General features: G+C 59.6%; 22 protein-coding genes. 10 read left to right on the top strand and 12 right to left on the bottom strand.

The window, feature by feature from the left end:
* Window positions 1-54 precede the first annotated feature (54 nt).
* Together ACR0I8_RS16990 and ACR0I8_RS16985 are read left to right on the top strand one after the other, a co-directional pair.
* Window positions 55-315 (top strand): hypothetical protein, encoded by a 261-nt coding sequence (locus tag ACR0I8_RS16990; RefSeq protein WP_170689206.1) that lies wholly within the window; start codon window positions 55-57, stop codon window positions 313-315.
* A 142-nt stretch (window positions 316-457) separates the two neighbouring features.
* Window positions 458-2,965 (top strand): GcvT family protein, encoded by a 2,508-nt coding sequence (locus ACR0I8_RS16985; protein ID WP_170689207.1) that lies wholly within the window; start codon window positions 458-460, stop codon window positions 2,963-2,965.
* A gap of 281 nt (window positions 2,966-3,246) precedes the next feature.
* Here the strand turns inward: ACR0I8_RS16985 and ACR0I8_RS16980 are convergent, their stop codons facing one another.
* Both ACR0I8_RS16980 and ACR0I8_RS16975 read right to left on the bottom strand, forming a co-directional pair.
* Entirely contained in the window at window positions 3,247-3,900 is a 654-nt protein-coding gene (locus ACR0I8_RS16980) for a DUF938 domain-containing protein (protein WP_170374462.1), read from the bottom strand.
* Window positions 3,897-4,970 (bottom strand): FAD-dependent oxidoreductase, encoded by a 1,074-nt coding sequence (locus ACR0I8_RS16975; protein WP_170689208.1) that lies wholly within the window; start codon window positions 4,968-4,970, stop codon window positions 3,897-3,899. Before ACR0I8_RS16975 ends, ACR0I8_RS16980 begins: the two co-directional genes overlap by 4 nt.
* A 179-nt stretch (window positions 4,971-5,149) precedes the next feature.
* Between ACR0I8_RS16975 and ACR0I8_RS16970 the strand changes: the two genes are divergently transcribed.
* Both ACR0I8_RS16970 and ACR0I8_RS16965 read left to right on the top strand, forming a co-directional pair.
* A complete protein-coding gene (locus ACR0I8_RS16970) occupies window positions 5,150-5,539 on the top strand; it encodes a hypothetical protein (protein WP_480668698.1) in 390 nt (129 codons plus the stop codon).
* Between the two features lie 3 nt (window positions 5,540-5,542).
* Window positions 5,543-6,775, top strand: coding sequence for an HlyD family secretion protein (locus tag ACR0I8_RS16965; RefSeq protein ID WP_170374469.1), 1,233 nt, complete (start codon window positions 5,543-5,545; stop codon window positions 6,773-6,775).
* 84 nt (window positions 6,776-6,859) lie between these two features.
* On the opposite strand, the gene ACR0I8_RS16960 is transcribed toward ACR0I8_RS16965, so the two are convergent.
* The 7 genes from ACR0I8_RS16960 to xdhA form a co-directional block, all read right to left on the bottom strand.
* Window positions 6,860-7,936, bottom strand: a complete 1,077-nt coding sequence (locus tag ACR0I8_RS16960) for a BMP family ABC transporter substrate-binding protein (protein ID WP_170374472.1) — start codon at window positions 7,934-7,936, stop codon at window positions 6,860-6,862.
* Between the two features lie 31 nt (window positions 7,937-7,967).
* On the bottom strand, window positions 7,968-8,888 hold the full coding sequence (locus tag ACR0I8_RS16955; protein WP_170468428.1) for an ABC transporter permease: 921 nt from the start codon (window positions 8,886-8,888) through the stop codon (window positions 7,968-7,970).
* On the bottom strand, window positions 8,888-9,970 hold the full coding sequence (locus ACR0I8_RS16950) for an ABC transporter permease (protein WP_170460377.1): 1,083 nt from the start codon (window positions 9,968-9,970) through the stop codon (window positions 8,888-8,890). The genes ACR0I8_RS16955 and ACR0I8_RS16950 overlap by 1 nt, the downstream gene beginning before the upstream one ends.
* Before the next feature lie 62 nt (window positions 9,971-10,032).
* The gene (locus tag ACR0I8_RS16945; protein ID WP_170555905.1) at window positions 10,033-11,550 is read right to left on the bottom strand and encodes an ABC transporter ATP-binding protein; all 1,518 of its coding nucleotides are present in this window, start codon (window positions 11,548-11,550) and stop codon (window positions 10,033-10,035) included.
* A complete protein-coding gene (gene xdhC, locus ACR0I8_RS16940; RefSeq protein WP_170689209.1) occupies window positions 11,547-12,482 on the bottom strand; it encodes a xanthine dehydrogenase accessory protein XdhC in 936 nt (311 codons plus the stop codon). The genes ACR0I8_RS16945 and xdhC overlap by 4 nt, the downstream gene beginning before the upstream one ends.
* Entirely contained in the window at window positions 12,482-14,884 is a 2,403-nt protein-coding gene (gene xdhB, locus ACR0I8_RS16935) for a xanthine dehydrogenase molybdopterin binding subunit (RefSeq protein ID WP_170689210.1), read from the bottom strand. Before xdhB ends, xdhC begins: the two co-directional genes overlap by 1 nt.
* The gene (gene xdhA / locus ACR0I8_RS16930) at window positions 14,881-16,278 is read right to left on the bottom strand and encodes a xanthine dehydrogenase small subunit (RefSeq protein ID WP_170689211.1); all 1,398 of its coding nucleotides are present in this window, start codon (window positions 16,276-16,278) and stop codon (window positions 14,881-14,883) included. Before xdhA ends, xdhB begins: the two co-directional genes overlap by 4 nt.
* 343 nt (window positions 16,279-16,621) lie before the next feature.
* Here xdhA and dnaE point away from each other — a divergent pair, with 343 nt between their 5' ends.
* From dnaE to ACR0I8_RS16915, 3 genes are all read left to right on the top strand, one after another.
* Entirely contained in the window at window positions 16,622-20,149 is a 3,528-nt protein-coding gene (gene dnaE, locus ACR0I8_RS16925) for a DNA polymerase III subunit alpha (protein ID WP_170689212.1), read from the top strand.
* 83 nt (window positions 20,150-20,232) lie between these two features.
* The gene (locus ACR0I8_RS16920) at window positions 20,233-20,445 is read left to right on the top strand and encodes a YMGG-like glycine zipper-containing protein (RefSeq protein WP_419738497.1); all 213 of its coding nucleotides are present in this window, start codon (window positions 20,233-20,235) and stop codon (window positions 20,443-20,445) included.
* Between the two features lie 5 nt (window positions 20,446-20,450).
* On the top strand, window positions 20,451-20,819 hold the full coding sequence (locus ACR0I8_RS16915) for a YmgD family protein (protein WP_170689213.1): 369 nt from the start codon (window positions 20,451-20,453) through the stop codon (window positions 20,817-20,819).
* A 50-nt stretch (window positions 20,820-20,869) separates the two neighbouring features.
* Here the strand turns inward: ACR0I8_RS16915 and ACR0I8_RS16910 are convergent, their stop codons facing one another.
* Both ACR0I8_RS16910 and ACR0I8_RS16905 read right to left on the bottom strand, forming a co-directional pair.
* Window positions 20,870-21,628: an SDR family oxidoreductase gene (locus ACR0I8_RS16910; protein ID WP_170689214.1), complete on the bottom strand. Its 759-nt coding sequence runs from the start codon at window positions 21,626-21,628 to the stop codon at window positions 20,870-20,872.
* A gap of 132 nt (window positions 21,629-21,760) precedes the next feature.
* Window positions 21,761-21,955: a SlyX family protein gene (locus ACR0I8_RS16905; protein WP_170440680.1), complete on the bottom strand. Its 195-nt coding sequence runs from the start codon at window positions 21,953-21,955 to the stop codon at window positions 21,761-21,763.
* A gap of 137 nt (window positions 21,956-22,092) precedes the next feature.
* Here ACR0I8_RS16905 and hisS point away from each other — a divergent pair, with 137 nt between their 5' ends.
* From hisS to hisG, 3 genes are read left to right on the top strand one after another with little or no spacing between them, the layout of a single operon-like run.
* Entirely contained in the window at window positions 22,093-23,580 is a 1,488-nt protein-coding gene (gene hisS, locus ACR0I8_RS16900) for a histidine--tRNA ligase (protein ID WP_170689215.1), read from the top strand.
* A 3-nt stretch (window positions 23,581-23,583) separates the two neighbouring features.
* On the top strand, window positions 23,584-24,672 hold the full coding sequence (locus ACR0I8_RS16895; protein ID WP_170689216.1) for an ATP phosphoribosyltransferase regulatory subunit: 1,089 nt from the start codon (window positions 23,584-23,586) through the stop codon (window positions 24,670-24,672).
* Complete coding sequence (gene hisG / locus ACR0I8_RS16890) at window positions 24,669-25,358, top strand: ATP phosphoribosyltransferase (protein ID WP_170689217.1); 690 nt, start codon at window positions 24,669-24,671, stop codon at window positions 25,356-25,358. Before ACR0I8_RS16895 ends, hisG begins: the two co-directional genes overlap by 4 nt.
* On the opposite strand, the gene ACR0I8_RS16885 is transcribed toward hisG, so the two are convergent.
* On the bottom strand, window positions 25,359-25,790 hold the full coding sequence (locus ACR0I8_RS16885; protein WP_170689218.1) for a DUF1489 domain-containing protein: 432 nt from the start codon (window positions 25,788-25,790) through the stop codon (window positions 25,359-25,361). It lies immediately after the preceding gene.
* Window positions 25,791-25,837 lie beyond the last annotated feature (47 nt).

Here is a 25,837-nt window from a genome sequence, read left to right as displayed (position 1 = left end):
CAAAACGTCTAGGTGATGTGGTGTCTTGCCGCGAAAGACGAACAGGTGATCGACATGAGTGCAAAATATCTGGTGGGCTTTATCGCGGTGGCGGGGCTGGCGGTCGCGGGGCTGGACTACTACCAGAAAGCCAAAGCCTCGGGTGACGGGCTAAGCGCAAGCGACTATATCGCAGCCTTCACTGGCGGGGTCGAGGATGCGCCCGCAAGCGTTGACAGCACACCGGAAGCTCAGGAACCCGAAGCCGCCGAGCCGCCCGGCAAGCTGGTGTGTAAGACCGTCGGAAATACCAAGCGGTGTCGCTCGGAAGGCTGACGGCTGGTTCGAAGTCGCCATTTAACGACCTGCATCTCCCGTGCGGGTCGTTTTTCTTATATCACTGGTCGGATGGCTTCCGCGATTGAATTCGGAATCAAGCCATATGGTGGCAACAGATTCCAAGGGGAGACACCCGGTTATGAAAACCCAAGTCAAAGCACTGGTCGTTGGCGGCGGCGCCGTCGGAACATCGATTGCCTATCACCTGGCCAAAGCGGGCTGGGATGATGTGATGTTGATCGAACGGGACGAGCTGACCTCAGGCTCGACCTGGCACGCGGCTGGCTTGCTGCCGCTGTTCAACATGTCCTACGCGACGACCCACATCCACAAGTATTCGGTCGATTTCTACAAGCAGCTTGAAGAAGAGACCGGTCTGAACGCGGGCTTCGCCGTGGTTGGCAACCTGCGCATGGCGCAGACGCAAGAACGTATGGACGAATACATGCTCTATGCGTCTACTGCTGAAACCTGCGACGTTGCTTACGAATGGCTGACACCCGAGCAGATCAAAGAACGCTGGCCGCTGATCGAAACTGGCGACCTGAAGGGTGCGATCTATCACACCGAAGATGGCTATATTAACCCGGCTGACGTGACCCAAGCGATGGCCAAAGGTGCCCGTCAACGTGGCGTCGACATCGTTCGCAAGATGCAGGCGGATGCCTTCCACTGGAACGGCACTCATTGGGAAGTCACCTGCACCAAGATGATCGAGCAGGGCGGCAACCTTGTTCCCTCCGACGAGCAGGTGGTGATCACCGCCGAGCATGTCGTGACCGCATCGGGCAACCACGCGCAGCGCACCGCCAAGATGCTGGGCATCAAGATGCCAGCGATCCCGGTCGAGCACACGTTCATCGTCATGGACAAAGACCCTGAGCTGGTCAAATGGCGTGAAGCCGGTAACCCAGAGCACCCCGTTGTGCGTGACGCGGACAACGAGTCTTATGCGCGTGAAGAACGCGGTGGCTGGATTCTGGGCATCTACGAACACGGCGCGCCAGCACGCTTTGAACATGGCGTGCCGGACAGCTTCCGGGCTGACCTGTTCCCGCTGGATATCGACCGGATCGCAGACCAGTACATGGCGATGGCTGAGCGCGTGCCGTCCTGTGCCGAATCCGGCCTGAAAGACGATTTCAACGGCCCGATCTGCTACACCCCCGACGGCAACCCGCTGGTTGGTCCGGCTCCGGGTCTGCGCAACATGTGGCTGGCCGAGGGCTTCAGCTTCGGGATCACCGCTGCAGGCGGCACCGGCTACTATCTGGCGCAGATGATGGTCGATGGCGAAGCCGAGATCGATATGGCCTCGCTGGACCCCAAGCGCTACAGCAGCAACTGGATGACCACCGAGTTTGCAGCGCGCAAGAATGAAGAGTGCTATGAGCACGTCTACATTCTGCACCACCCAGATGAAGAGCGTGAAGCCTGCCGTCCGCTGCGGACTGTTCCCGTCTATGACCGTCAGAAAGCCCGCGGCGCGCAGTTCGGGTGGGTCAACGGTTGGGAACGTCCGAACTATTTCGGCCCTGTCGATGCGCCGGACAATTTCGACAAAGAAAGCCGTTCGTTCCGCCGTGGTGGCTGGTGGCAATATGCCGTTGAAGAAGCCAAAGCGGTCCGTGAAGGCGTTGGCCTGATCGACGCATCGGCCTTCACCAAACATGTCGTCAAAGGCCCCGGTGCGACCCAATTCCTGGATTGGTTCACCTGCAATAAACTACCCAAGGTCGGTCGTATCAACCTGACCTACGCGCTGACCTCGCACGGCACGACCCGTACCGAATACACCATCGTTCGCAATGGCGAGAACAACTACTACATCGTCTCTGCCGGTGCCTGGACCGAGTATGACGCGGACTACCTGCGTAAAGCAGCCGAAGGCAAGATGGAGGAGTTCGGCTACATCGAGATCCAAGACGTGACCACCCAGTGGGGCGTCTTCGCCATCGCCGGACCCAAGTCGCGTGATGTTCTGAAAGACGTCATCAAAGACGCCGATCCGGAAACCGCCCTGTCCAATAAGCGCTTCCCCTGGCTATCGGCGCGTCAGATCGAATTGGGCATGTGCCCCGTAAACGCGATCCGTGTGGCCTACACCGGTGAGCTGGGCTGGGAATTGCACCACCCGATCGAGATGCAGAATTACCTGTTCGACCTCTTGGAAAAAGCCGGTGAGAAGCACGGTATGAAGCTGGTCGGCGCCCGCGCCCAGAACTGGCTGCGTCAGGAGAAATCCTATCGCGCCTTCGGCACTGAATTAGGTCGCGATGCGACCCCGCTTGAGGCTGACCTGCCGCGCTTTGTCGACCTGTCGAAAGATTTCTACGGCAAGGCCAAGCTGGAAGAGACCGGCGTGCGCTTCAAGTGCTGCACCCTTCTAGTCGACGGACCAGACGATGCCGACCCGTGGGGCCGCGAGGCGCTGTACACAACGGAAGGCACACGCGTGGGTCGTCTGACCTCGGGCGGTTACTCGGTGGCGTTCGAGAAATCCATTGGCATGGGCTATGTGACGCCTGATCTCGCGGTTGAAGGCACCAAGCTGAAGGTCAAGATTCAGGACAAGCTTTGGGACGCAGTCGTCACTTGCGACAGCCCCTACGACCCGAAAAACGAGGTCATCCGCAAGGACGGCTGACGTCTTGGACAACTCCGGCGGCGTGAGAAAATGCGCCGCCTCCGGCGACACATGCCTCCGGCGGAGGTATTTTCAAACAGAAGAAGCGGGGGTTGGTGTAAGATCCAGCCCCCCTGCTTTTGGCAAGGGGGCCTTCTCCTGTTGCGGTCATCGGCGCCTCCGCCTGTACCGCAAATCGACAGTCGCATATCAGAGTTAACGGTCCGTTACTTCTTCTGTTCAAAAATACCTCCGCCGGAGGCAAGCCTGCGCCAGCAGGCTTTGATCGGCCCAATCGCTGGTCAGGTTTTCGGCCTTTGAGCAACAAACGCCAGATTGTTGGAGGGCATTTCGACCAAGCGAAGCAGTTGCAGGCCGTAGTGCTGTAGGCAGGCTTTGATCTCTGTGTCGTTCTTGTACCCGATCTCTGGATCTTGTGAGATCAGGGCTTCGTGAAACTTCTCGTCGCCTGGGCTGGTCAAAGCGCCGGCTCGCATGAAGGGGCCGTAAATGATCAAGCGACCTGCCGGACTCAGAGCCTTTGAGGCCTCGCTGAGAAACGTGTCAGCTTCTGGCCAAGAGATCAGGTGCAGCAGGTTGATCAGAACGATCAGGTCCTGCTCTTGGAATGCCTCATGCCAGCCTGCAGTGGTTGCATCTAAATCGGTGGCGGGCAGAATATTGGCGACACCCGTCGCATAGGCGTCGATGCTGGCGCGGCGTTCGGGGTCGATTTCTGTGGGTTGCCATACCAAGTTGGGCAGTGTGCGCGCAAAGGCGGCAACATGCTGGCCGGTGCCGCTGGCGATTTCCAGTGCGCGGCCCGCGGCAGGCGCCATCTTGGCCAGCAAGGCGCATAGCGCGTCCGAGTTGCGGCTTGCGGCTGGGGCGATCATACGGGCCCCATCGCCTTGCGTCGCGACGCTGGCATTCGAAGGCAGAGCGCGTTTGGTCATGATCGCAACCTTTTCACATGCAACTGATTGACGATGTCCCGAGGCAGTTCAGACGGCGCCCCCGTCACAAGGCTGGCGAGATGGGACGATGCAGCTGGCGATGTCTGGAACCCGTATCCACCCTGGCCCGCGCACCAGATGAACGAGCGGTCCTGTGGATCTGGCCCCAGCACCAACGTGCCATCCGCCACGAAACTACGCAGCCCGGCCCAGTTCGCCTCGAGCCGTGTGACAGGTGTTGTCACCATCGCCTCATACCGCGCCAGACCTTCTGCGAGAACCATATCGTCGGCATAGGCGTCATGAGGCGTTGTCGGCTCGGCTTCGGAGGGTGAAACCAGATACTTCCCCGCATCAGGCTTGGCATACCAACCTTCTCCCGGCCCCATCAGCATGGGCCAGTTGGATACGTCATGACCTCCAGGTGCGGGAATACGCGCCATGGAGCGGCGCTTCGGCACGATGCCGATAGGTGGGAGGCCAGCCATCGCGGCGACCTCATCCACCCAAGCGCCGGCTGCGTTGACCAAGTTTCGAGCCTCGAACACGTCGCCTGCCTGAACGACCCAATGGTCGCTTTTGCGGATATCGGTGACAGCCCGGCGGGTCAGGACCGCGCCGCCATTGCCTCGGATCACGCGTGCGAAGTCTTGCATAAGGCGGTCGGTGTCAATGTCGAAGGCGTCTACGCTGATGGCGGCGTGGGCCAGAACGTCCGGGTTTAGGATCGGGACTTTGTCGATGGCTTGCTGCGGCGAAATGGAGCGTACGTTTAGTTCTTTGACGTCTTTGGCAAACAGGTCAGCCTGATCGTGGCCTGCAACCAGCATGAGGCCTCGGGGGGTCAGGTAGCCTCCGTTCGCGGATCGCAGGTAATCGACCCCGGCCTGATTGAGCGCAACCACCGAGGGCGGGCCGTAGTTTTCCTCGAACATCGCGGCCGAGCGGCCAGATGAGTGATAGCCCAAAGCGTCCTCGCCCTCGAGAACAGTGACAGAGCCATGAGCAGACAAACGCGCGCCCGCGCTAAGGCCCGCGATGCCGCCGCCGATGATTAGAAAGTCGATCATCGCAGGGTGACCGGGAAGGATTGTGATGAAGCAGATGTCATAAGGCTCTTGGTGCTTGTGATAAGAATATGCTTGGATTTCGGGAGACTATAAGCAGGCTTGAATTTGGCGATCAACCCGGCCAAAGACGCATCATAGAAAAGAAGGAGATTAAGGTGACTGCAGCGGACCTCCATCCTATGGCCACGGGACATATCCCAAAATATGTCGTCGCAGCCGATGGGAGCGACTACCTCTTTTCGGCAATGGTCGTGTTTTTTGTCGTTCTGGTTGTGTTGATTGGTGTCGGATATTTGACGCTGCATTCGGTGCCCGAGAAAATGGCGCATGAGAATAATCACCCTCAGTTCCAGTTGGTGGGCATTTTGGCGCTGTTGGCGCTGTTTACACATAACGGCATTTTCTGGATCGCGGCCGTTCTGGTTGCCGGGTTCCAATTCCCCGATTTTGCGACCCCGATGCGAAACATAGCGGATGCCATTCGCTCACTCGGACAGTCTCTTGCACCTCAGGCTACTGCCGAACCGGCCCCTCCGGCACCACAAAACACCACCACGCTGGAGCAGTAAGCCATGATCGAAACGATGCTCTGCGCCCTGATTACGGTGCTGCCGGATTTCCTGTTCCGACGCTTTGTCCAAGGCAAGCGGATCGGGCATGAGATCACCCTTTTCACCATGTGGTACGAGCTGCGCTGGGGCTTGACCACCTGTGCCATTCTGGCGCTGTCCGTGATCACCACGCTGTTCTACTTTCATCCGGCCTCCAGCACGGCGGCCTCGTATTTCCGGACGGTCACGATCCTGCCGCAACTGGGCGGGCGGGTGTCTGAGGTCTATGTCAGCAACAACGATACGGTGACAGCGGGCCAGCCGATTTTCCGGATCGAAGATTTCACCCAGCAGGCGCAGGTTCAGGCCGCCCATGCACAGATCGCGCAGGTTCAAGCCTCACTGAAAGTGGCCGAGACGGACCTGGCGCAGGCGGATGCCGGGATCGCTGGTGCGCGCGCGGCTTTGGCGCAATCGGTCGAAGACCTAGAGCGTAACACCACACTGCGCGACGAAGGCTCCAGCGCGGTGCGTCTGGCCGAGATCGAGCGGTTGGAGAATCTGGTGGCTGAGCGCGAAGCGCAGGTCACTGCCGCCCAGTCACAACGCGCCGCCGTGGTGCAGCAGATTGAGGAGCTGATCCCAGCCCAACTGGCCAGTGCCAATGCGCAGCTGGATGCGGCCCTGACCGAGCTGGACAAGACGGTGATCAGCGCGGGCGTTACAGGTCGGATCGAACAGTTCGGTCTGCAGGTTGGTGACTATGTCAGCCCGCTGTTGCGCCCGGCTGGCATTCTGGTGCCTTCGCACTCGGGCCATGATCGTTTTCAGGCTGCGTTCAACCAGATGTCTGCTCAGGTCATCAAACCTGGAATGATTGGAGAACTGGGTTGCATGACCAAACCCTTCACGGTGATCCCGATGGTTGTGGTCGAGGTGCAGGACGTCATCCCCTCAGGTCAGATTCGTCCAACAGACGAGTTGCGGGACGTCCAGCACAACAAAGTGCCGGGTTCGATTCTGGTGTATATGGAGCCGTTGTATAAAGGCATGGCGGATGACATCCCTCCGGGCAGCAACTGTCTGGCGAATGTCTATACCGACAACCACCACAAGCTAGAGGATGAAAGCCTAGGGTTCTGGAACAAGGCGTTCCTGCATGTGGTCGACACGATTGGAGTGGTTCATGCGGCCGGTCTGCGGTTGCGTCTGATCCTGATGCCGGTGAACACCTTGGTGCTGACGGGGCACTGAGGTTTCAAACCTTGATCTGGGCAATGTAGCCCAAAAAAAGGCCCGCTAAATGCGGGCCTTTGGTTTTTCGATACGCCCTGCAGCTTACTGCGGGATCTCGCCTTCCAGACCTTCGATGTAGAAGTTCATACCTGCCAGCGTTCCGTCATCTGCGACCTCACCTTCGGCCAGCCAGTCGCTGCCATCCTGCTTTTTGATCGGGCCGGTGAAGGGGTGGTATTCACCTGCAGCCATGGCCGCTTTCAGCGCCAGAGCCTCTTCTTTGACATCAGCGGGAACTGCATCCGAGATCTCGCCGATTGCGACCATACCCTCGCGGATGCCGTCCCATGTGTTGGCGCTTTCCCATGTGCCATCCATGACGGCCTTGGTCCGTGCGATGTAGTAGGGCGCCCAGTCATCGATGATCGAGGATACGCGCGGGAACGGGGCGTACTCGCTCATGTCCGAGGCCTGACCGAAGGTCACGACATTGCCAGCCTCTTGCGCAGCCGCCTGAGGCGCGGTCGAGTCGGTGTGCTGCAGGATCACGTCCGCGCCCTGTTCGATCAGAACGGTAGCGGCGTCAGCCTCTTTCGCAGGGTCGAACCAAGTGTAGGCCCAGACGATCTTGAACTCGACATCCGGGTTCACCTTCTTGGCGTGCAGATAGGCCGAGTTGATGCCGCGGATCACCTCAGGGATCGGGTAGGACCCGATATAGCCGATGATGTTCGACTTGGTCATCTTACCCGCGATGTGGCCCTGAACGGCGCGGCCTTCATAGAAACGGGCCGAGTAAACCGCTACGTTGTCGGCGGTTTTGTAGCCGGTGGCGTGTTCGAATTTCACGTTCGGGAATTTCTTCGCCACGTTGATGGTCGGATCCATATAGCCGAACGAGGTGGTGAAGATCAGGTCAGCGCCTTCCAGCGCCATTTGCGTCATGACGCGCTCGGCATCCGGGCCTTCGGGAACGGATTCGACAAAGACGGTTTCAACCTTGTCGCCGAACTCTTCCTCAACGGCCAGGCGACCTTTGTTGTGTTCATAGGTCCAGCCGCCGTCGCCCACCGGACCGACATAGACGAAGCCGACCTTGGTCTTGTCGTCAGCGGCCATGGCCCCCGAGGCCAGACCCAGCGCCATGGCGGCGCTTGCCAGAAGTGTCGTGAATTTCATGTGTTACTCCCCAAGTTGGTTCAGTTGGCCCCTAGTGCGAGGCGTGGAAAATCCGGCCCAGTGAGGCAGGTGCGCTGCTCTTGTCGGCCGAAAGGATCACAAGCACAAGGATCGTGATGATGTAGGGCGACATTGCCAGATACTCGACAGGAATGGCAACGCCCGCTGCCTGCAAATTAAGCTGCAACACGGTGATGCCGCCAAACAAATAGGCACCCAGTAAGGCGCGCCATGGCTTCCAGCTGGCGAACACCACCAGCGCCAGTGCGATCCAGCCGACACCGGCGGTCATGCCCTCTGTCCACTGCGGGACCCGGATCAGGCTGATATAGGCGCCGCCCAGCCCGGCACAGGCCCCGCCGAACAGGATCGCCATGATGCGGATCTTGATGACTTTGTAGCCCAACGCATGCGCTGCATCGTGGTTTTCACCCACCGCGCGCAGGATCAGACCAACACGCGTGTATTTCAGCGTCGCCCAAACACCCGCAGTCAAAGCGATGCCGACATAGAGGATCGGGTCATGCTGGAAAAAGATCGGCCCGATGACAGGGATATCGCTGATCAGGGGGATATGAATATCCTCCATGCTGGGGGGTTTGATCCCCACATAGCTTTGGCCCAGAAGGGCACTGAACCCGAGGCCGAACAATGTCAGCGCAAGGCCACTGGCCACCTGATTGGCCAGAGCGACCTGTGTCAGCAACACGAACAGTAGTGACAGCACCGCACCGCCAATAGCTGACGCGATAAAACCCAGCCATGGCGAGCCGGTTTCCACAGAGATCGCGAAACCGCTGATCGCGCCGACGATCATCATGCCTTCGACGCCGAGGTTCAGAACGCCTGCTTTTTCGACGACCAGCTCTCCGATCGCGGCCAGCAGCAGGGGGGTCGCCGCAACCATGAGCGAGGCGACCAGAAGGACGGGATTGATTTCACCAAGATCCATTACGCTACCTCGCTACGGGCCGCACGGATGCGGTAGTTTGTCAGAAGATCGAATGCCAGCAGGAAGAACAAAAGCATCCCCTGGAACACCTGAATGGCAGCGGCAGGCAGCCCGAGCTGAGACTGCGCGATTTCACCGCCGATATAGGTCAGCGCCATCAAGCCACCGGCCAGCAGGATACCCACTGGGTGCAGTCGGCCTAGAAAGGCTACAATGATCGCTGTGAAGCCGTAGCCAACGTTAAAGTCGATACTGACCACACCCGAAGGGCCTGAGACTTCGAACATGCCCGCAAGCCCGGCCAGAGCGCCGGACAGGCCCAGACAGAACAGGATCAGCCGCGCCGGGTTCACACCCGCGAATTTCGCCGCACGTGGCGCTTCTCCGGTCAACCGGATGTGAAAGCCCAGCATGTGCCGGTTCAGAAGGATATAGGAAAAGATCACTGCGATGAGGGCCGTCACGACGCCCCAGTGCATCCCAGATCCCGCGATCAACTCGGCATTATGCGCGCTGTCATAGGATTGCAGGTTGCGCGAGCCGGGAAAGCCAAAGCCTTCGGGGTTTTTCAACAGGCCCAGCGAAACCGAGGCGAGCATTTGCTCGGCCACGTAAACCAGCATCAGCGAGACAAGGATTTCGTTGGTGCCGAATCGAACTTTCAGAAAGGCCGGGATCATGGCCCAGAGCCAGCCACCAAAGGCCCCCGCTATCACCATGATTGGAAAGATGTAAAAGGCGTCCAGAGGGTAAAAGGCCAATCCGGCCCCGGCCCCGAAGATGGCGCCCATGATGTATTGCCCTTCGGCCCCGATATTCCAGATGCCGGCGCGGAAACCCAACGCCAGGCCGATCGCAATCAGCACCAATGGCGCGCCTTTCACCAGCAGTTGCGGGCGGTAGTAAAATGCGAACTCGCCGAACAGGGGCTCCCAAAAGATGGTACCGATGGCCTCGATCGGGTTTTTGCCCAGAATGGCGAACAGGATGCCGCCAAAGACCATCGTAGCAATCACCGCCACCACTGGGGTCGCATAGGACCACGCTTTCGACGGTTGCGGCCGTTTCTCCAACACAATCATGTATTTATTCCCCGCCCGTCTTCATCTTGTTCCAGTACTCTCGCCGAAGGCGACGCGATAGATCACACATGCGCCACCTCCATGCCATGGGCACCGCCCATCATCAGGCCGATCTCGTCAACGGTCAGGCCTGTTGTTTCCCGAGGCGCGCTCAGCCGTCCTTCGTTCAGGGCCGCAAAACTGTCTGAGATCTCCATCAACTCGTCCAAATCCTGACTGATGCAGATCACCGCGGTTCCCTTGGCCGCCAGATCCAGAATGGCCTGCCGGATCGACGCAGCCGCTGCCGCATCCACACCCCAGGTCGGTTGGTTCACCACCAGAACCTCAGGGTTCTGCAAGACTTCCCGACCAATCACGAACTTCTGCAGGTTCCCGCCTGACAGCGACCGTGCTGCGTTTTCAGGGCCGGGGGTTCTGACGTCAAACACGCTTATGATCTTTTCAGCGAAGCTTTTGGTCTCGGACCATTTGAGGAACCCTTTGTTCTCCAAACCTTCGCGCACCGACCCGGTCAGCAGGGCGTTCTCGGTCAGGCTCATATCCGGCGCAGCGGCATGGCCCAAGCGCTCCTCGGGCGCGGTCAGTACGCCCAGTTTCCGGCGGGCAGTGGGCCCGAGTTTGCCGATCTGTTGACCATTGAACTTGATCGCATCGGCAGGGGTTTGAATCTCACCGGACAGCACGCCCAGCAACTCATCCTGACCATTACCAGCGACACCGCCGATGCCGAGAACCTCACCCTTGCGCACGGTCATATGGACGTTCTTCAGCGCCGTTCCAAACTCCGAAGGCGACGGCACCGACAAACCGCTGACATCCAGCGCAACCTCGCCGAACTCACGGCCCGAGCGTTCGGGCGTTTGCAGCGTTGATCCCACCATCATCTCGGCCATGTCGCGTGCTGACGTTTCGGCCGGAATACACTCGCCCACATTCTTGCCCAGACGCAGGATCGTGGCGTGGTCACACAGCGTGCGGATTTCTTCCAGCTTATGCGAGATATAAAGGATCGAGGTGCCCTCAGACCGCAATTTGTTCAGCGTCTCAAACAGAATTTCGACCTCTTGCGGGGTCAACACGCTGGTTGGTTCGTCCATGATCAGCAGCTTAGGGTCTTGCAGCAGGCAGCGGATGATCTCGACCCGCTGACGCTCCCCCGCGGAAAGATCGCCGACAGTTCGGTACGGGTCCAAAGGCAAGCCGTAGGTCTCGGACACTTCGCGGATACGCGAGGCCAGATCGCCCATCGGCGGTGGGTTTTCCATCCCCAGCGCAATATTCTCGGCCACGTTCAGCGCGTCGAACAGTGAGAAGTGCTGGAACACCATCGCAATCCCATCCGCCCGAGCCGCGCGGGGTTCCGCTGGGGCAAAGGGTTGGCCGCGCAACATCATGGTGCCGCTGTCCGGCTTCACCAGCCCATAGATCATCTTGACCAGCGTGGATTTCCCCGCGCCGTTTTCGCCCAAAAGCGCATGTACTTCGCCTTCGCCGATGTCGAACGACACCTGATCATTGGCCACGACGCCGGGATAGGCTTTGGTCAGCCCTTGCAGGCTTAAGAGTGGAGTGGTCACGCGCTCAGGTCCTTCTTCAACTCAGTCTGTCGGGCCGGACGCAGAAGCTGCGCGGCGACGCCAACGGCGATCATTTGCGGGTGTTTGCCCAGAGCGGGATCGCCGATTGGACAGGTGATCCGGCTGATCTGTTCAGGTGCATGCCCAAGAGCTGCCAGCCGCGACCGGAATCGCGCCCATTTCGTAGCCGAGCCGATCAGCCCCGCAAAGCGGAAATCATGCGAAAGCAGCCGGTTGCAAAGCTCTAAATCCAGATTGTGTGAATAAGTAAGCACAAGGTGCTCGGCATTGGGCGGAGCATGGCGAACCAGCTCGGCCGGTTTTGCCGCCGGGACCGTGGTGACACCTGCTGGGACCAAGGCCGGGAAGCGCTCGGGTCCCGTGTCGACCCAGGTGATCGCGATGTCGGGCAGGGGGGACAGAACGTCCACCAGCGCTCGGCCCACATGGCCAGCACCCCAGATCCACAGGTTTCGGGTTGGCTTGTGAACGGGTTCCACCATCCAGCCGTCGATCAGCTGCGATCCGGGGGCAATCCCCTGACCGCGCGCAGTTGCCAGCAACCGTTTAACGGACAGAGGCATTTCGCCTGCAGAAGCGGATCGCGCTATGACCGTGTCGTCGAGAGCTTCAAGCGCCTTTTGATCAAAGACCTCGCTGAACAGTGAAACTGCACCGCCGCAGCATTGGCCCAATTCGGGGCCAAGCGCGTGATGGGTCAGACGGGCGGGTAGGGATTGGGCCCGTGCGGCCTCGGCAGCCTGAAACTCCAAAGTGCCGCCGCCGATCGTTCCGCTCTGGCCATCCCGCCAGACCAACATCGCGGCGCCAACCTCGCGCGGGGACGAACCCTTGATCGCGGCGATGACCACCCGCGTCACCTGTCCGTGGGTTTTGACCGCTTCCCTCAATGCCTCCAGGTCAAATCCCATCAGATGCCTCCTTTCATCCGCTGAACGCCGCGCCAGACTTCCTCGGCTGTGGCGGGAGCATCCAGTGCCGGATAGCTGTCGCCGCAGGCTGCGACCGCGTTCGACAGGGCCAACCATGCCGATATTCCCAGCATAAAAGGCGGTTCACCCACAGCTTTCGAGCGGTGGATCGTATCCTCGCGGTTCTCGCCATCCCAAAGCGCGATATTGAAGATGTCGGGCCGGTCCGAGCAGGCTGGGATCTTGTAGGTCGAGGGCGCGTGGGTGCGCAGGTTGCCCTTGCTATCCCAGACCAATTCCTCGGTCGTCAGCCAGCCTGCGCCTTGCACGTATCCGCCTTCGACCTGTCCGATATCGAGCGCCGGGTTCAGCGATGCGCCTGCATCATGCAGGATATCGGTGCGCAGAATACGGTTTTCGCCGGTCAGTGTGTCCACGGCCACCTCGGTCACCGAGGCCCCATAGGCGAAGTAAAAGAACGGACGCCCCCGGCCTGCGATCCGGTCCCATTCGATCTTTGGGGTTTTGTAGAATCCGGTTGCCGAAAGGCTGATGCGCCCTTGATAGGCCAAAGCGGCGGCCTCGGAGAAGGTATAGCGTTCCTCGCCGACCGACACGTGACCATCCGAAAATGTAACAGTTGACGGATCGGCCTGATGCCGCTCGGCCAGATAGTCGGCCATCCGATCCCGGATCGTGTCGCAGGCGGCTTTCACGGCCATTCCGTTCAGGTCACTACCCGAAGACGCCGCCGTTGCCGAGGTATTCGGCACTTTGGCTGTATCTGTGGCGGTGATCTTGACCATCTCCAGCGGAATGCCAAAGCGCGACGCAGCGACCTGTGCGACTTTCTGGAACAGACCTTGCCCCATCTCGGTGCCGCCATGGTTTAGGTGGACCGAGCCGTCTTGATACACATGCACCAACGCACCTGCTTGGTTGAGGTGGGTCAGCGTGAAGGAAATCCCGAACTTGACCGGAGAGAACGCAATGCCCTTCTTGATCACACTGTTCTCGGCGTTCCATTTTTCGATGGCTGCCTTGCGCTCGGTATAGTCGCTGGATTTCAGCAGAGCTTCGGTCATGCCATGCAGTTCGAAATCGCTGACCTCCATGCCGTAGGGCGTCGTGTTGCCGCCTGCGGGCAGAGGGCGCACGGGCGCCTCGCCCATCTCAACAGCACCCCTACTTGTCAGGTCTTCATGCGGATCGGGGTGTCCCAATGGTTTCTCCGCCGGCGCAGCCGCAGCAACCTTGTGGGCGTGTTCATAATAGTTCCGACGACGCAGCTCGACCGGGTCCATACTCAGCGCATGCGCGGCGTGGTCCATCACGCGTTCGATCCCGACCATGCCCTGAGGGCCTCCGAACCCACGATAGGCGGTGGCGGATTGGGTATTGGTTTTCAGCCGGTGGCTCTCAATCCGCGCATTGGGCAGCAGATAGGCGTTGTCTGAATGCAGCATCGCTCGGTCGGCGACAGGCAGAGACAGGTCCTGCGCCCAGCCGCAGAGCGCGTGGTGCAAGAACGAGACGCCCTGAATATGGCCGTTCTCATCGAACCCGGCTTTGTAGGAAATGCGGAAGGCGTGGCGCTTGCCGGTGATGATCATGTCGTCATCACGATCATAGCGCATCTTGCAGGCCTTGCCGGTTGCTCGCGCGGCTATGGCACACGCCACTGCCAAAGCGTTGCCTTGGCTTTCTTTGCCACCGAACCCTCCGCCCATCCGGCGGGTTTCAACCCGGACGGCGTGCATCGGAACGCCCAGTGCATCGGCCACCTTGTGCTGAATCTCGGTGGGGTGCTGGGTGGAACTGTGGACCAGCATATCCGCGCCTTCATTGGGCACGGCCAGAGCTGCCTGTCCTTCGAGGTAGAAATGCTCTTGCCCGCCAAGCTCGAAGCTTCCTTCGATGATATGGGGCGCACTGGCGATTGCGGCATCTGCGTCGCCCTTGGCGTAGATGCGGGGGCCATCCTCGAACCGGCTGTCGGCGGCCAGCGCCTCTTCGATGGTCAGGATCGGGGTGTCTTCGGCATAGTCGATTTTGCCCAACCGCGCGGCCTTGCGAGCGGCGAGATGGCTGGTGGCGACGACCAGAAACACGGGCTGTCCGATATAGTGAACCGTGCCATCCGATAGCAGCGGTTCATCATGGATCGAGGGAGAGACGTCGTTGGCAAAGGGTAGATCCTCGGCCGTCATCACCTGCACCACGCCATCCGCACCTTTCACCGCCGACAGGTCCATCGCGGTGATCGTGCCTTTGGCAATCGGGCTCAGACCAAAGGCCAAATGCAGGGTGCCCTTTGGCGTCGGGATATCATCCACATAACGTGCGGCACCGGCCACATGCAGCGGGGCCGCGTCGTGGGGGAGGGGTTTGGTCACGCTCATGCTGTCACCTTCAGCACGTTTGTCACTTCGCCCTGATCTTCTAGGAAATACCGTTCCAGCATCGCTTTGGCGGTCTCCAGCCGATAGGTTGCTGAGGCGCGCATGTCCGTGAGTGGTGAATAATCCTCGGCAAAACCGGGCAGCGCGGCGTCAATCACCTCGCGCGTCCAGGGTTTGCCGATCAGTGCGGCCTCGACATGGGTTGCCCGTTTCGGAGTACCAGCCATGCCACCAAACGCAATGCGCGCTGCGGAGACGGTGCCCTCTGAGACGGTGATATTGAAACACCCGCACACGGCCGAGATATCCTGATCGAACCGTTTGCTGAGTTTGTAAGCCTTCAGTCGATCCGCTTGACGGGGGAAACTGACGGCCTCAACAAATTCACCGGGCGCGCGGTCTTGTTTGCCGTAGTCGATGAAGAACTCTTCCAAAGGAAGGGACCGGCGGGTGTCGCCTTTGCGAAGGTACAGAGTTGCACCCAAAGCGATCAGCGCAGGCGGGTTGTCCCCGATGGGCGAGCCATTGGCGATATTGCCGCCCACGGTCGCCGCGTGGCGCACCTGGACGCTGGCATAGCGGCGGATCATTTCGGCGTAGGATGGGTGGAGGTCGGCGAGAGCCTCGCCCATCCGGTTCATGTCGACCATGGCTCCGAAGCGGATTTCGTCATCGGTGATTGTGATCTCCTTGAGGTCTTCGCAGCCGTTGAGGAAGATCACCGGGTCAAGCTCACGCAGTTGCTTGGTGACCCAGAGGCCGACATCGGTAGCACCAGCGATGAGTGTCGCGTCGGGGTGCTGGGCATAGACTTCCGCCAATTCGTCGGATGAGGTGGGGAGGAAGGGGGGCTCTGCCCCCTGGCCTGTGGCCTCCCCCCGAGGTATTTTTGAACAAGAGAAGGACTGGTCGTCAGTGATCCATTGCGGGACGGGATGTGGTTCGGCGGCTTTCGCGGCGCGGATGATCGGGGCGTAGCCGGTGCAGCGGCACAGATTGCCCGCCAGTTGGGTGTCGTGGTCGGTTGCGCCATTTGCGTGACTTGCAACCATCGACATCACGAAGCCGGGGGTGCAGAAGCCGCATTGCGAGCCGTGTAGATCAACCATCGCGCTCTGGACTGGATGAGGTTCATCGTTTGGGCCGCTTGCGCCCTCGACGGTGCGGACGGCTTTGCCGTGCAGTTGGGGCAAGAACAGGATGCATGCGTTCAATGCCTTGGCGCTGCCCTCTTCGGTGACCATCACGGTGCAGGCGCCGCAATCGCCCTCGTTGCAGCCTTCTTTCGTGCCGGTCAGGCCACGCTCCTCGCGCAGCCAGTCCAGCAGGGTGACCGTCGGACCGACATCCGACAGCTGCACTGTCTCTCCGTTCAGAAGAAACGTGATGTCCATTCGTGAAACCCGTCGCCTTACCCGGTTGCGCCCGTTGGGCCCTCCTTCGATGCGACGTAGAAAGAGTGGCGGGCGAAGTGCTTGCCGTCAGATGTTAGAAACAGCGCACCTTATCTGGCAAGAAAAACTGCCTATATGATGCACCATTGGACCCGCACGGCCTGTGAATGTTGCAGTTGTTTAGAAGTCAGGCACTTGTAAATAAAGACCATTTTTGAAGCGGTGCCGAGTCTGGCCCGAAGCACCTTCTAAAAAATCAGAATAATCTCTGCTGATTTTTTAAGCAGTCCACAGAGTCGGTTCCCGCTTTTTCGTCGCTGCTGACTGGGATAGCTTGCGGGGTATGAGCAGTACTACTCGATTCATTCACCTTCGCGTTCACACTGAATATTCCCTGCTGGAAGGCGCTGTGCGGCTGAAAAAGCTGCCCGGCCTTTGCGAGAAGGCAGAAATGCCCGCCGTTGCGGTGACCGACACCAATTCGATGTTCTCGGCGCTGGAGTTTTCAGTCACCGCCAGCGGGGCCGGGATTCAGCCGATCATGGGGTGTCAGGTCGATCTGACCTATGTGCAGCCGCAACCCGGTGAGAAGCCGAAAGCGCCTGCGCCTCTGGTGCTGCTGGCGCAGTCCGAGGTTGGGTATGAGAACCTCATGAAGCTGAGCTCCTGCCTCTATGTGGACAAAGGCGGGCAGTTGCCGCAGGTCACGTTGGAGGAGCTGGCGGATCGGTCGGAGGGTCTGATCTGTTTGACTGGTGGACCAGAAGGCCCAGTGGGAATGTTGCTGCAGCAAGGTCAGCGCCCTGCGGCTGAGGCTCTGGTCGACCGGTTGGCGGGGATGTTCCCGGATCGTTTGTATATCGAACTGCAACGCCATCCGGGCGAGGACGGCCAGCCTGAGGCCGAGCGCCTGACCGAGCGCGGTCATGTCGAGATGGCCTATGCGAAGAACCTGCCTCTGGTCGCCACCAATGACGTCTATTTTCCAACCTCGGATATGTATGAGGCGCATGATGCGCTGATCTGTATCGCCGAGGGGGCCTATGTCGATCAGCAAGCCGGTCGCCGCCGTCTGACCGCGCAGCATTTTTTCAAGTCGCAGCAGGAAATGGTGACCCTGTTTGCAGATTTGCCCGAGGCCATCGAGAACACGGTCGAGATCGCGCGCCGTTGCGCCTTTATGGCCTATCGTCGTGATCCCATACTGCCCAAATTTGCCGATGATGAAGTGGCCGAACTGCGCCGCATTGCGAATGAGGGTCTGCAGAAACGTCTGGCCGTGATCCCTCATGCGGTGACGCCCGAGGAATATCAGGAACGTCTGGATTTTGAGCTGGGGATCATCGAAGGCATGGGGTTTCCCGGCTACTTCCTGATTGTTGCAGACTTTATCCAATGGTCCAAGGATCATGACATTCCGGTGGGGCCGGGGCGGGGGTCCGGTGCGGGATCTCTTGTGGCTTATGCCCTGACGATCACGGACCTTGACCCGTTGCGCTACAGCTTGCTGTTCGAAAGGTTCCTGAACCCCGAGCGGGTCTCGATGCCCGACTTCGATATCGACTTCTGTATGGATCGCCGGGAAGAGGTGATCCGCTACGTGCAGCAGAAATATGGCCGCGACAAGGTGGGGCAGATCATCACCTTTGGTGCGCTGCTGTCCAAAGCTGCCGTGCGTGACATCGGGCGCGTTTTGCAGATGCCCTATGGGCAGGTCGACCGGCTGTCCAAGATGATCCCGGTCGAGGGGGTCAAACCCGTTTCGATTGAAAAGGCCCTGAAGGACGAGCCGCGCTTGCGCGAAGAAGCGCGGAACGAAGAGGTCGTGGAGCGGTTGCTCAACTACGGCCAGCAAGTCGAAGGGCTGTTGCGGAACGCCTCGACCCACGCGGCAGGGGTTGTGATTGGCGACCGGCCGTTGGAAGCGCTAGTGCCGCTTTATCAGGACCCTCGGTCCGACATGCCTGCGACCCAGTTCAATATGAAATGGGTGGAGCAGGCCGGGCTGGTGAAGTTCGACTTTCTCGGTTTGAAAACGCTGACTGTGATCCAGAATGCGATGGACCTGATCTTCAAATCCGGGCGGCCTCTGCATGTCGCGGCCGACGGAACGGAGCTTTATGAACCAGCCGAAGGGGCCGAGAACCAGATCAACGCTATCCCGCTGGATGATGAGGCGACATATAAGCTCTATTCGGCTGCCAAGACGGTGGCGGTGTTCCAGGTGGAATCCTCGGGCATGATGGATGCGCTCAAACGCATGAAACCCACCTGTATCGAGGATATCGTGGCCCTTGTAGCGCTGTATCGCCCCGGTCCGATGGAGAACATCCCTACCTATTGTGAGGTCAAGAATGGGCTGCGGAAAATTGAATCCGTGCATCCTCTGATCGATCATATTCTTGAGGAAACGCAGGGCATCATCGTCTATCAGGAACAGGTAATGCAGATCGCTCAGGTGATGGCAGGGTATTCCCTTGGCGGCGCTGACCTGTTGCGCCGTGCAATGGGTAAGAAGATCAAAGAGGCGATGGATGCCGAGCGCCCGAAATTCGAAAAGGGCGCTGCAGAAAATGGCGTGGATGCCAAGAAAGCCTCCGAGGTTTTCGACCTTCTGGAGAAATTCGCCAACTACGGCTTCAACAAATCCCACGCGGCCGCCTATGCGGTGGTCAGTTACCAGACCGGCTGGCTGAAGGCGAACCACCCGGTTGAGTTCATGGCAGGCGTCATGAACTGCGATATCCACCTGACCGACAAGCTGGCCGTTTACTTCGAAGAGGTCCGCAAGGGGCTGGATCTGCCTTACATCCCGCCTTGCGTGAACCGCTCTCAGGCTACTTTTGATGTGGACAGCGGGCATCTGGTCTATGCGCTGGGCGCGTTAAAAAACGTCGGTGTCGAGGCGATGAACCTTGTGGTTGATGGGCGTCGTGCCGGAGGCGCGCCAGACCAAGAGGGCGACAAACCCTTCGTCAACCTCTTCGACTTTGCTCGTCGCGTTGATCTGAAAAAGGTCGGCAAGCGCCCGTTGGAAATGCTGGCACGGGCCGGGGCCTTTGATGAACTAGACAAGAACCGCCGCCGCGTGTTCGAAAGCCTCGATCCGCTAGTGCAGTATTCGGCGGCGATCCACGAACAGAAGAACTCGAACCAGGTGTCATTGTTTGGCGAGGCGGGGGACGACCTACCCGAACCGCGCCTGTCGCCGACGCCGGATTGGCTGCCTGCCGAACGCCTGAGCGAAGAGTTCAAAGCCATCGGTTTCTACCTGTCGGGCCATCCGCTGGACGACTACATGCCTGCGCTGAAACGCAAACAGGTGCTGACCTTGGATGAGGTGACGGAAAAGGCGCGCTCTGGCCCTCTGATCGCGAAGATGGCCGGGGTTGTTGCCGGCCGACAGGAACGGAAATCGGCCCGCGGCAATCGCTTTGCCTTTGCGCAGCTTTCGGACCCGACTGGAGCGTATGAGGTCACGCTATTCTCAGAAACGCTGGAGAAAACGCGCGAATATCTTGAGACGGGCGCACAGGTGGTTCTGACCGCCGAAGCGACGATGGAGGCCGATCAGTTGAAACTGCTGGGTCGCTCGGTTGGCCCGGTGGATTCGGTTGTGGCCGAGGCGGGCGCGACGGGCCTACGTATCTTCGTCGATCAGCCGCAGGTCTTGCCCACGGTGGCAACCGTGCTGGCAGACGCGGCCAGTGCTGCGAAAGGGGCTGCCAAAGGGCCGATCCAGCTGTGCCTGATGGACCCAGGACTTCCGGGCGATGTCGAGATGGATTTGGGGCAGGACTTCCCGATCAACCCGCAGATCAAAGGCGCGATCAAGTCGCTGGATGGCGTTCTGTCAGTGGAAGAGGTCTGATCCCGGCTTTGTTGCCACGGCGATGTCCCCCGGCTAGGCTGTACCTGCATATTCTGTGAAAGATGAAACAGGAGGGTTAGGGTTTGGCACTTTCAGCTATGGGCTCCAAAGCGTTGGTATTGGCGGGGGCGATCTCGCTTTCCGTGGCGACTGCGGCTTTTGCGGACGACAAAAAGAAGAAGCAGACAATCGAAGGTGCATTGATCGGCGCCGGGGTTGGGGCCCTGATCGGTGACGGCAAGGGCGCGGCAATCGGCGGTGTGGCCGGTGCGATTATCGGACATAACTGGAAGTGATTGCGATGCGGATGAAAACTCTCAAGCCTGTTGTGTTGGCATCACTTTTGACGGCTCCGGTCTTTGCTTTGGCCGACGAAGCCGCTCAGCAGATGGTGCAAGATGCCCTGCCTGTCATGCACTACACCTGCGCCTCAATCGCCGAAGAGGCGGACGGGGATGAGGCCTTTGTTGTCGAGGTTGTGGGCAAGATGACGGCTCTGTCGCTCTACAATCGACAGATCAATATCGAGGACCACGTCTCCACGGATGAAGACAAAGCGCAACTGCGCGAAGCGTTCATCGCCGCTCTGTCCGAGGGCTGTGCTGCGGATAAAAATGCCCTTCTTGGCGGGGTTGTTGATAGCGCGGTGAAATCGTCGCTGGGTTTGTGAACACAATTATCCTGTATTGCGTCCCGACGCGGGCAAATCGTGGCCGAATTTCAGTTGCTCGATCGTAGAGCCGGCAAGCCCACGCCAGTGCTTTCGAACCCGCCGTCGGACGCGATCACCTGACCCGTTACGTAGCTGGCTTTGTCCGAACAAAGGAAATAGATCACCTGCGCGATCTCATCCTCCGAACCGTATCGGTTCAGTGGGATAGCGTCATGATAGGCGGCGATGATTTCGGGCGAGTGGACTGCCATCGCAAGCTTGGTCCGGACCGGGCCAGGACACACACAATTGGCGCGTATACCGAATTCTCCTAGTTCGGCGGCTTGTTGCTTGGTCAGGTGGATGACACCCGCCTTCGACGTTCCGTATGCGACGCGAAGTGTGCTCGCCCTCAGCCCCGAAATCGATGCCATGTTTACGATAGCGCCACGGCTTTTGCGTAGGGCCGGTATAGTCGCCTGAGAGACTAGAAACACGCCATCAAGGTTGGTTTCCATAACCCGACGCCACACTGCGAAATCGTGTTCCTCAATTGGCCCGAAATCTGCGACACCCGCGTTGTTCACCACAGCATCAACGCGAGTGAATTCGGTGAGAACGGCCTTGACCACGCCAACAACCTGATTTTGATCCGAAACGTCCGCGACGAACGCAACCGCACCGTCTAGATCCTTTGCGGCAAGAGAAAGCGCCTCAGAGTCGCGATCGATCATCGCAACGTTCCAGCCGTTTTGTAGAAACAGTTTTGTTGTCGCAAGCCCGATGCCACGCGCGGCACCTGTGACAAGAGCAAGTTTGTTGGCCAATGAACGTCTCCTGCCAGTGAACTGATGTTAAAGTATTAGCCTACCAACAAGATTTCGAAAGGTAACCCTGTGACTAGTATAGGGCGTGACCAGCAAGAACCAGAAAAGCATGCATCAACATCGAAATCTGTCTCAATAATGCGGCGGGCGTTCGTCTCCGAACACGACCCCGCCCGAGCCTTCCTGCGCCCGTTCGGCCTCGCGCTGCAGCAGCATTTCGACGCGGCGGGTCAGGCGGTCGATTTCGGATTGTTGACGTGTGACGACGGTGTTCAGCTCTTCGACCGTTCGGGTCAGATGGGCGATCTGTTCTTCCAGATGCTGCATGTTGATTTCCTGTGGGGTCTCCTTCAGGGACGGTCATAGCGGGCCTGTAAAGCCAAGACCAGCGAAAGCGCGCCTTGCCCCGATGCGGGCCATGGGATAGACCGCGCGCGGAACAATACCCGTGAAGGACGCCCCCGATGGCCAAGCCCAAGAAACAGCCCCGCCCCAAGGCCGTAACGCCGAAAGGGTTCCGTGACTATTTCGGCGAGGAAGTCACACAGCGCACCGAGATGCTGCGGACGATTGCAGGCGTGTATCATCGTTATGGGTTCGATGCTTTGGAGAGCAGCGCGGTCGAGACCGTCGAGGCGCTGGGCAAGTTCCTGCCCGACGTGGATCGCCCGAACGAAGGCGTATTCGCATGGCAGGAATTCGACGAGGGCGGCAACGGTGACTGGATGGCCCTGCGCTATGACCTGACCGCGCCTTTGGCCCGCGTTTATGCTCAGCACCGCAACGATCTGCCGACGCCCTATCGCCGCTATGCGATGGGGCCTGTGTGGCGGAATGAAAAGCCGGGGCCGGGGCGGTATCGTCAATTCTATCAGTGCGATGCGGACACTGTAGGCACCGCCTCAATGGCTGCGGATGCCGAGATCTGCGCGATGCTGTCGGACACGCTGGAGACCGTTGGCATTCCACGCGGCGATTACCTTGTGCGCGTGAATAACCGCAAGGTTCTGAACGGTGTGCTCGAGGCGATGGGGCTGGGCGAAGACGCCGCCGCCCGCGACAACGTTCTGCGCACCATCGACAAGTTCGACAAGGTCGGTGAGGCCGGTGTCCGAGAGCTGCTGACCAAGGGCCGTCTGGACGCCTCTGGTGCGTTTATCGATGGTTTGGGTCTGAGCGACGATCAGGCCGAGCCTGTGCTTGCCTTCCTGACCTCCAAAGCTACGGATACCGCCGGAACGCTCGCGAACCTGCGTGCTGCGGTTGGCGACAGCAAGATCGGTGCCGATGGCATTGCTGAACTGGAACAGATCGGTTCGCTGCTGGATGCGGGCGGCTACGGTTCGGACCGGATCGAGATCGACCCGTCGGTAGTTCGCGGTCTCGGCTACTACACCGGTCCGGTTTATGAAGCCGAGTTGACCTTTGAGATTTTCGACGAAAAAGGCCGCAAGCGGCAGTTCGGGTCGGTCTCGGGCGGCGGGCGCTATGACGATCTGGTCAAGCGCTTCACCGGGCAGGAGGTGCCTGCAACGGGTGTGTCGATCGGTGTTGACCGCCTGCTGGCCGCTCTGCGCGAAAAGGGTCGTCTCAGTGCGCAGGCGACAGGGCCTGTGGTTGTCACCGTGATGGATCGCGACCGTATGGCTGACTATCAGGCGATGGTGGCTGAGCTGCGCAATGCGGGTATCCGGGCCGAAGTCTACTTAGGCAATCCGAAGAACTTCGGCAATCAGCTGAAATATGCGGACAAGCGGAACTCTCCCATCGCAGTGATCGAGGGTGGTAACGAAAAGACGAATGGCATCGTTCAGATCAAAGACCTGATCCTTGGTGCGAAAATTGCCGAAAGCGCCACACTCGAGGAATGGAAGGAACGCCCCAGCCAGTTCGAAGTTCCGCGCGGTGATCTGATAGCAAAGGTACGTGAAATTCTGGACAGTCAGGACTGAGCCATGGCCAACCGTTCCCAGATACAGGCCCGCGCCGCGATGATGCGCGTCCGGTTCGAGGCCGCAGGCGCGCAGGTGGTCGATACGCCTCTGCTGCAACCGGCCGAGACATTGCTGGACCTCTATGGTGAAGACATCCGCGGGCGTGCTTATGTCACGTCCGACGCCCTGCGGGGCGAGCAGATGCTGCGCCCCGACTTCACTCTGCCCGTGGTACAGATGCACATGAGCGACGGCGCAGAACCCGCGCGCTACACCTATTCCGGTGAGGTCTTTCGCCGTCAGGAACATGACCCGGACCGCTCGAATGAATATATCCAAGTGGGCTATGAGGTTTTTGATCGCGACGATCCATCCGGCGCAGATGCCGAGGTGTTCTCGCTGTTTGCGTTGCAGCTGCGGGGTCTGCCTCTGCGGGCCGCGACCGGGGATATCGGAATTCTGATCGCAGCGGTCGAGGGCCTTCGCACGACCGAGCGTCGCAAGACCGCCCTGATGCGGCACCTCTGGCGCCCGCGCCGATTCCGTATTCTTCTGGATCGGTTTGCAGGTCGCAAACCGGGCCCCGAAGGGCGCGACGAGTTGCTGAATGCCGCAGATCCTCTGGACAATGACATTCCGATGATCGGCAAGCGCCGTGCCTCCGAGATCGAGGCGCGGATCGAAGCTTTACGTGAAGATCGCGACACGCCGCCCATCTCAGACAACGAACTGGCTGGGTTGGAGACGCTGTTGAATGTACGTGAGACCATGCCTTTTGCGTTGGAACAGCTGCGCGATGTGGCGGTAGACCTGCCGCAGATCACGCAAGCGCTTGATCGTCTTGAAGCCCGGATCTCAGCGATGCAGGCGCGAGGTGTGGATGTTGAACGTTTGGATTTCGAGGCTGCGTATGGCCGGACCTCGATGGAGTATTACGACGGGTTTGTCTTTGGCTTCTATGCCGAAGGTCGCCCCGATCTGCCTCCGATCGCAACCGGAGGGCGCTATGATGCGCTGACCCGGCAGTTGGGCAATGGCGAAGAAATTCCGGCTGTTGGCGGCGTCATCCGCCCTGACCTGATGCTCGAGATCGAGGAGGACGCACAATGAGCCTGAAACTGGGCGTGCCCTCGAAGGGCCGGTTGATGGAGAAGACTTTCTCGTGGTTCGAAAAGCGCGGCATCACTCTGTCGCGCAGCGGGTCGGACCGGGAATATGCGGGTAAGGTCGAGGGGATCGAGGATGCCTCGCTGATACTGCTGTCAGCGGGGGAAATCCCGCGTGAGCTGGCAGCAGGTCGCATTCACTTGGGGGTCACGGGCGTTGACCTTGTGCAGGAAAAGCTGCCGCGCTGGGAGCAACAGGTTGAAGAGGTTGCCGCGCTTGGTTTTGGCAAGGCGGACCTGATCATCGCCACGCCTGCCTGTTGGGTCGACGTGGATACGCTGGACGATCTGGATGCAGCCGCCGCCGCGTTTCGCAGAACACATGGTCACCGGCTGCGGATTGCGACCAAGTACCACCGTTTGGTGCGTGAGTTTCTGACCGATGCTGGGGTGGCCGACTATGCTCTGGTTGACAGCCAGGGCGCGACTGAAGGCACCGTGATGAACGAAACGGCCGAGGCCGTTGCCGATATCACCTCGACCGGTGAAACACTGCGGGCCAATCACCTGAAGATCCTCTCGGACGGTCTCATCCTGCAATCGCAAGCGACCCTGTGGCGCAGCCGTGTGGCAAGCTACGATGCTGGCGACAAAGCGGTTTTGTCCGAGCTGTTGGATCGCCTGCGCTGACTACAATATGCCGATTTCGGCCAGAGCGCGGTTCAGATCGTCTGGCAGGGCGTCGTCCTGCTCACGCGATTTTGGAAGATCGGCTGGGGTGTCTTCGGGTTTCAAATAACGCCAGCCTTGAAAGGGGCGTTTCAACGCGTTCTGGGTGCGATGTACCTCGGGGTCGAGAACAATGCCGCAGCGGCGGATGCCGTCCTCACCGTGTACCTCATCAAGGCGCAGGATGCGCTGGCGGCATTGGATCACGCCTTTGATCACCCAATAGATCGAACCTCCGTTCAGGATCTCGGCCTCGCGCTTGGGCCACATGCGCGTCACGTGGCGCGGGCAGCCATCCGCGTAAAGCGGCTTGCGGCTGTCCTGCCACGCCATCAGCGTGTCGACGCTTTCTGACCCGACCGAAAGTTTGACGAGGTTTACGAATTTATCCACAGTTTACCCACAGAGTCGCCCCAAAGGAATTGGTTAAGAAGGTAGGG

This window comes from Ruegeria sp. BG9 (assembly GCF_056538305.1).
Note: the sequence above shows the minus strand (reverse complement) of the source record. Positions and strands in the feature narration are given on the sequence as shown.

What these genes read in the sequence shown, in the direction of transcription:
- ACR0I8_RS16955 (WP_170468428.1), bottom strand. Translation starts at nt 8,888, where the DNA reads ATGGATCTTGGTGAAATCAATCCCGTCCTTCTGGTCGCCTCGCTCATG.
- ACR0I8_RS16915 (WP_170689213.1), top strand. Translation starts at nt 20,451, where the DNA reads ATGCGGATGAAAACTCTCAAGCCTGTTGTGTTGGCATCACTTTTGACG.
- ACR0I8_RS16990 (WP_170689206.1), top strand. Translation starts at nt 55, where the DNA reads ATGAGTGCAAAATATCTGGTGGGCTTTATCGCGGTGGCGGGGCTGGCG.
- ACR0I8_RS16960 (WP_170374472.1), bottom strand. Translation starts at nt 7,936, where the DNA reads ATGAAATTCACGACACTTCTGGCAAGCGCCGCCATGGCGCTGGGTCTG.
- ACR0I8_RS16980 (WP_170374462.1), bottom strand. Translation starts at nt 3,900, where the DNA reads ATGACCAAACGCGCTCTGCCTTCGAATGCCAGCGTCGCGACGCAAGGC.
- dnaE (WP_170689212.1), top strand. Translation starts at nt 16,622, where the DNA reads ATGAGCAGTACTACTCGATTCATTCACCTTCGCGTTCACACTGAATAT.
- hisS (WP_170689215.1), top strand. Translation starts at nt 22,093, where the DNA reads ATGGCCAAGCCCAAGAAACAGCCCCGCCCCAAGGCCGTAACGCCGAAA.
- ACR0I8_RS16905 (WP_170440680.1), bottom strand. Translation starts at nt 21,955, where the DNA reads ATGCAGCATCTGGAAGAACAGATCGCCCATCTGACCCGAACGGTCGAA.
- xdhC (WP_170689209.1), bottom strand. Translation starts at nt 12,482, where the DNA reads ATGGGATTTGACCTGGAGGCATTGAGGGAAGCGGTCAAAACCCACGGA.
- hisG (WP_170689217.1), top strand. Translation starts at nt 24,669, where the DNA reads ATGAGCCTGAAACTGGGCGTGCCCTCGAAGGGCCGGTTGATGGAGAAG.
- xdhB (WP_170689210.1), bottom strand. Translation starts at nt 14,884, where the DNA reads ATGAGCGTGACCAAACCCCTCCCCCACGACGCGGCCCCGCTGCATGTG.
- ACR0I8_RS16965 (WP_170374469.1), top strand. Translation starts at nt 5,543, where the DNA reads ATGATCGAAACGATGCTCTGCGCCCTGATTACGGTGCTGCCGGATTTC.
- ACR0I8_RS16985 (WP_170689207.1), top strand. Translation starts at nt 458, where the DNA reads ATGAAAACCCAAGTCAAAGCACTGGTCGTTGGCGGCGGCGCCGTCGGA.
- ACR0I8_RS16895 (WP_170689216.1), top strand. Translation starts at nt 23,584, where the DNA reads ATGGCCAACCGTTCCCAGATACAGGCCCGCGCCGCGATGATGCGCGTC.
- ACR0I8_RS16970 (WP_480668698.1), top strand. Translation starts at nt 5,150, where the DNA reads ATGGCCACGGGACATATCCCAAAATATGTCGTCGCAGCCGATGGGAGC.
- ACR0I8_RS16950 (WP_170460377.1), bottom strand. Translation starts at nt 9,970, where the DNA reads ATGATTGTGTTGGAGAAACGGCCGCAACCGTCGAAAGCGTGGTCCTAT.
- xdhA (WP_170689211.1), bottom strand. Translation starts at nt 16,278, where the DNA reads ATGGACATCACGTTTCTTCTGAACGGAGAGACAGTGCAGCTGTCGGAT.
- ACR0I8_RS16975 (WP_170689208.1), bottom strand. Translation starts at nt 4,970, where the DNA reads ATGATCGACTTTCTAATCATCGGCGGCGGCATCGCGGGCCTTAGCGCG.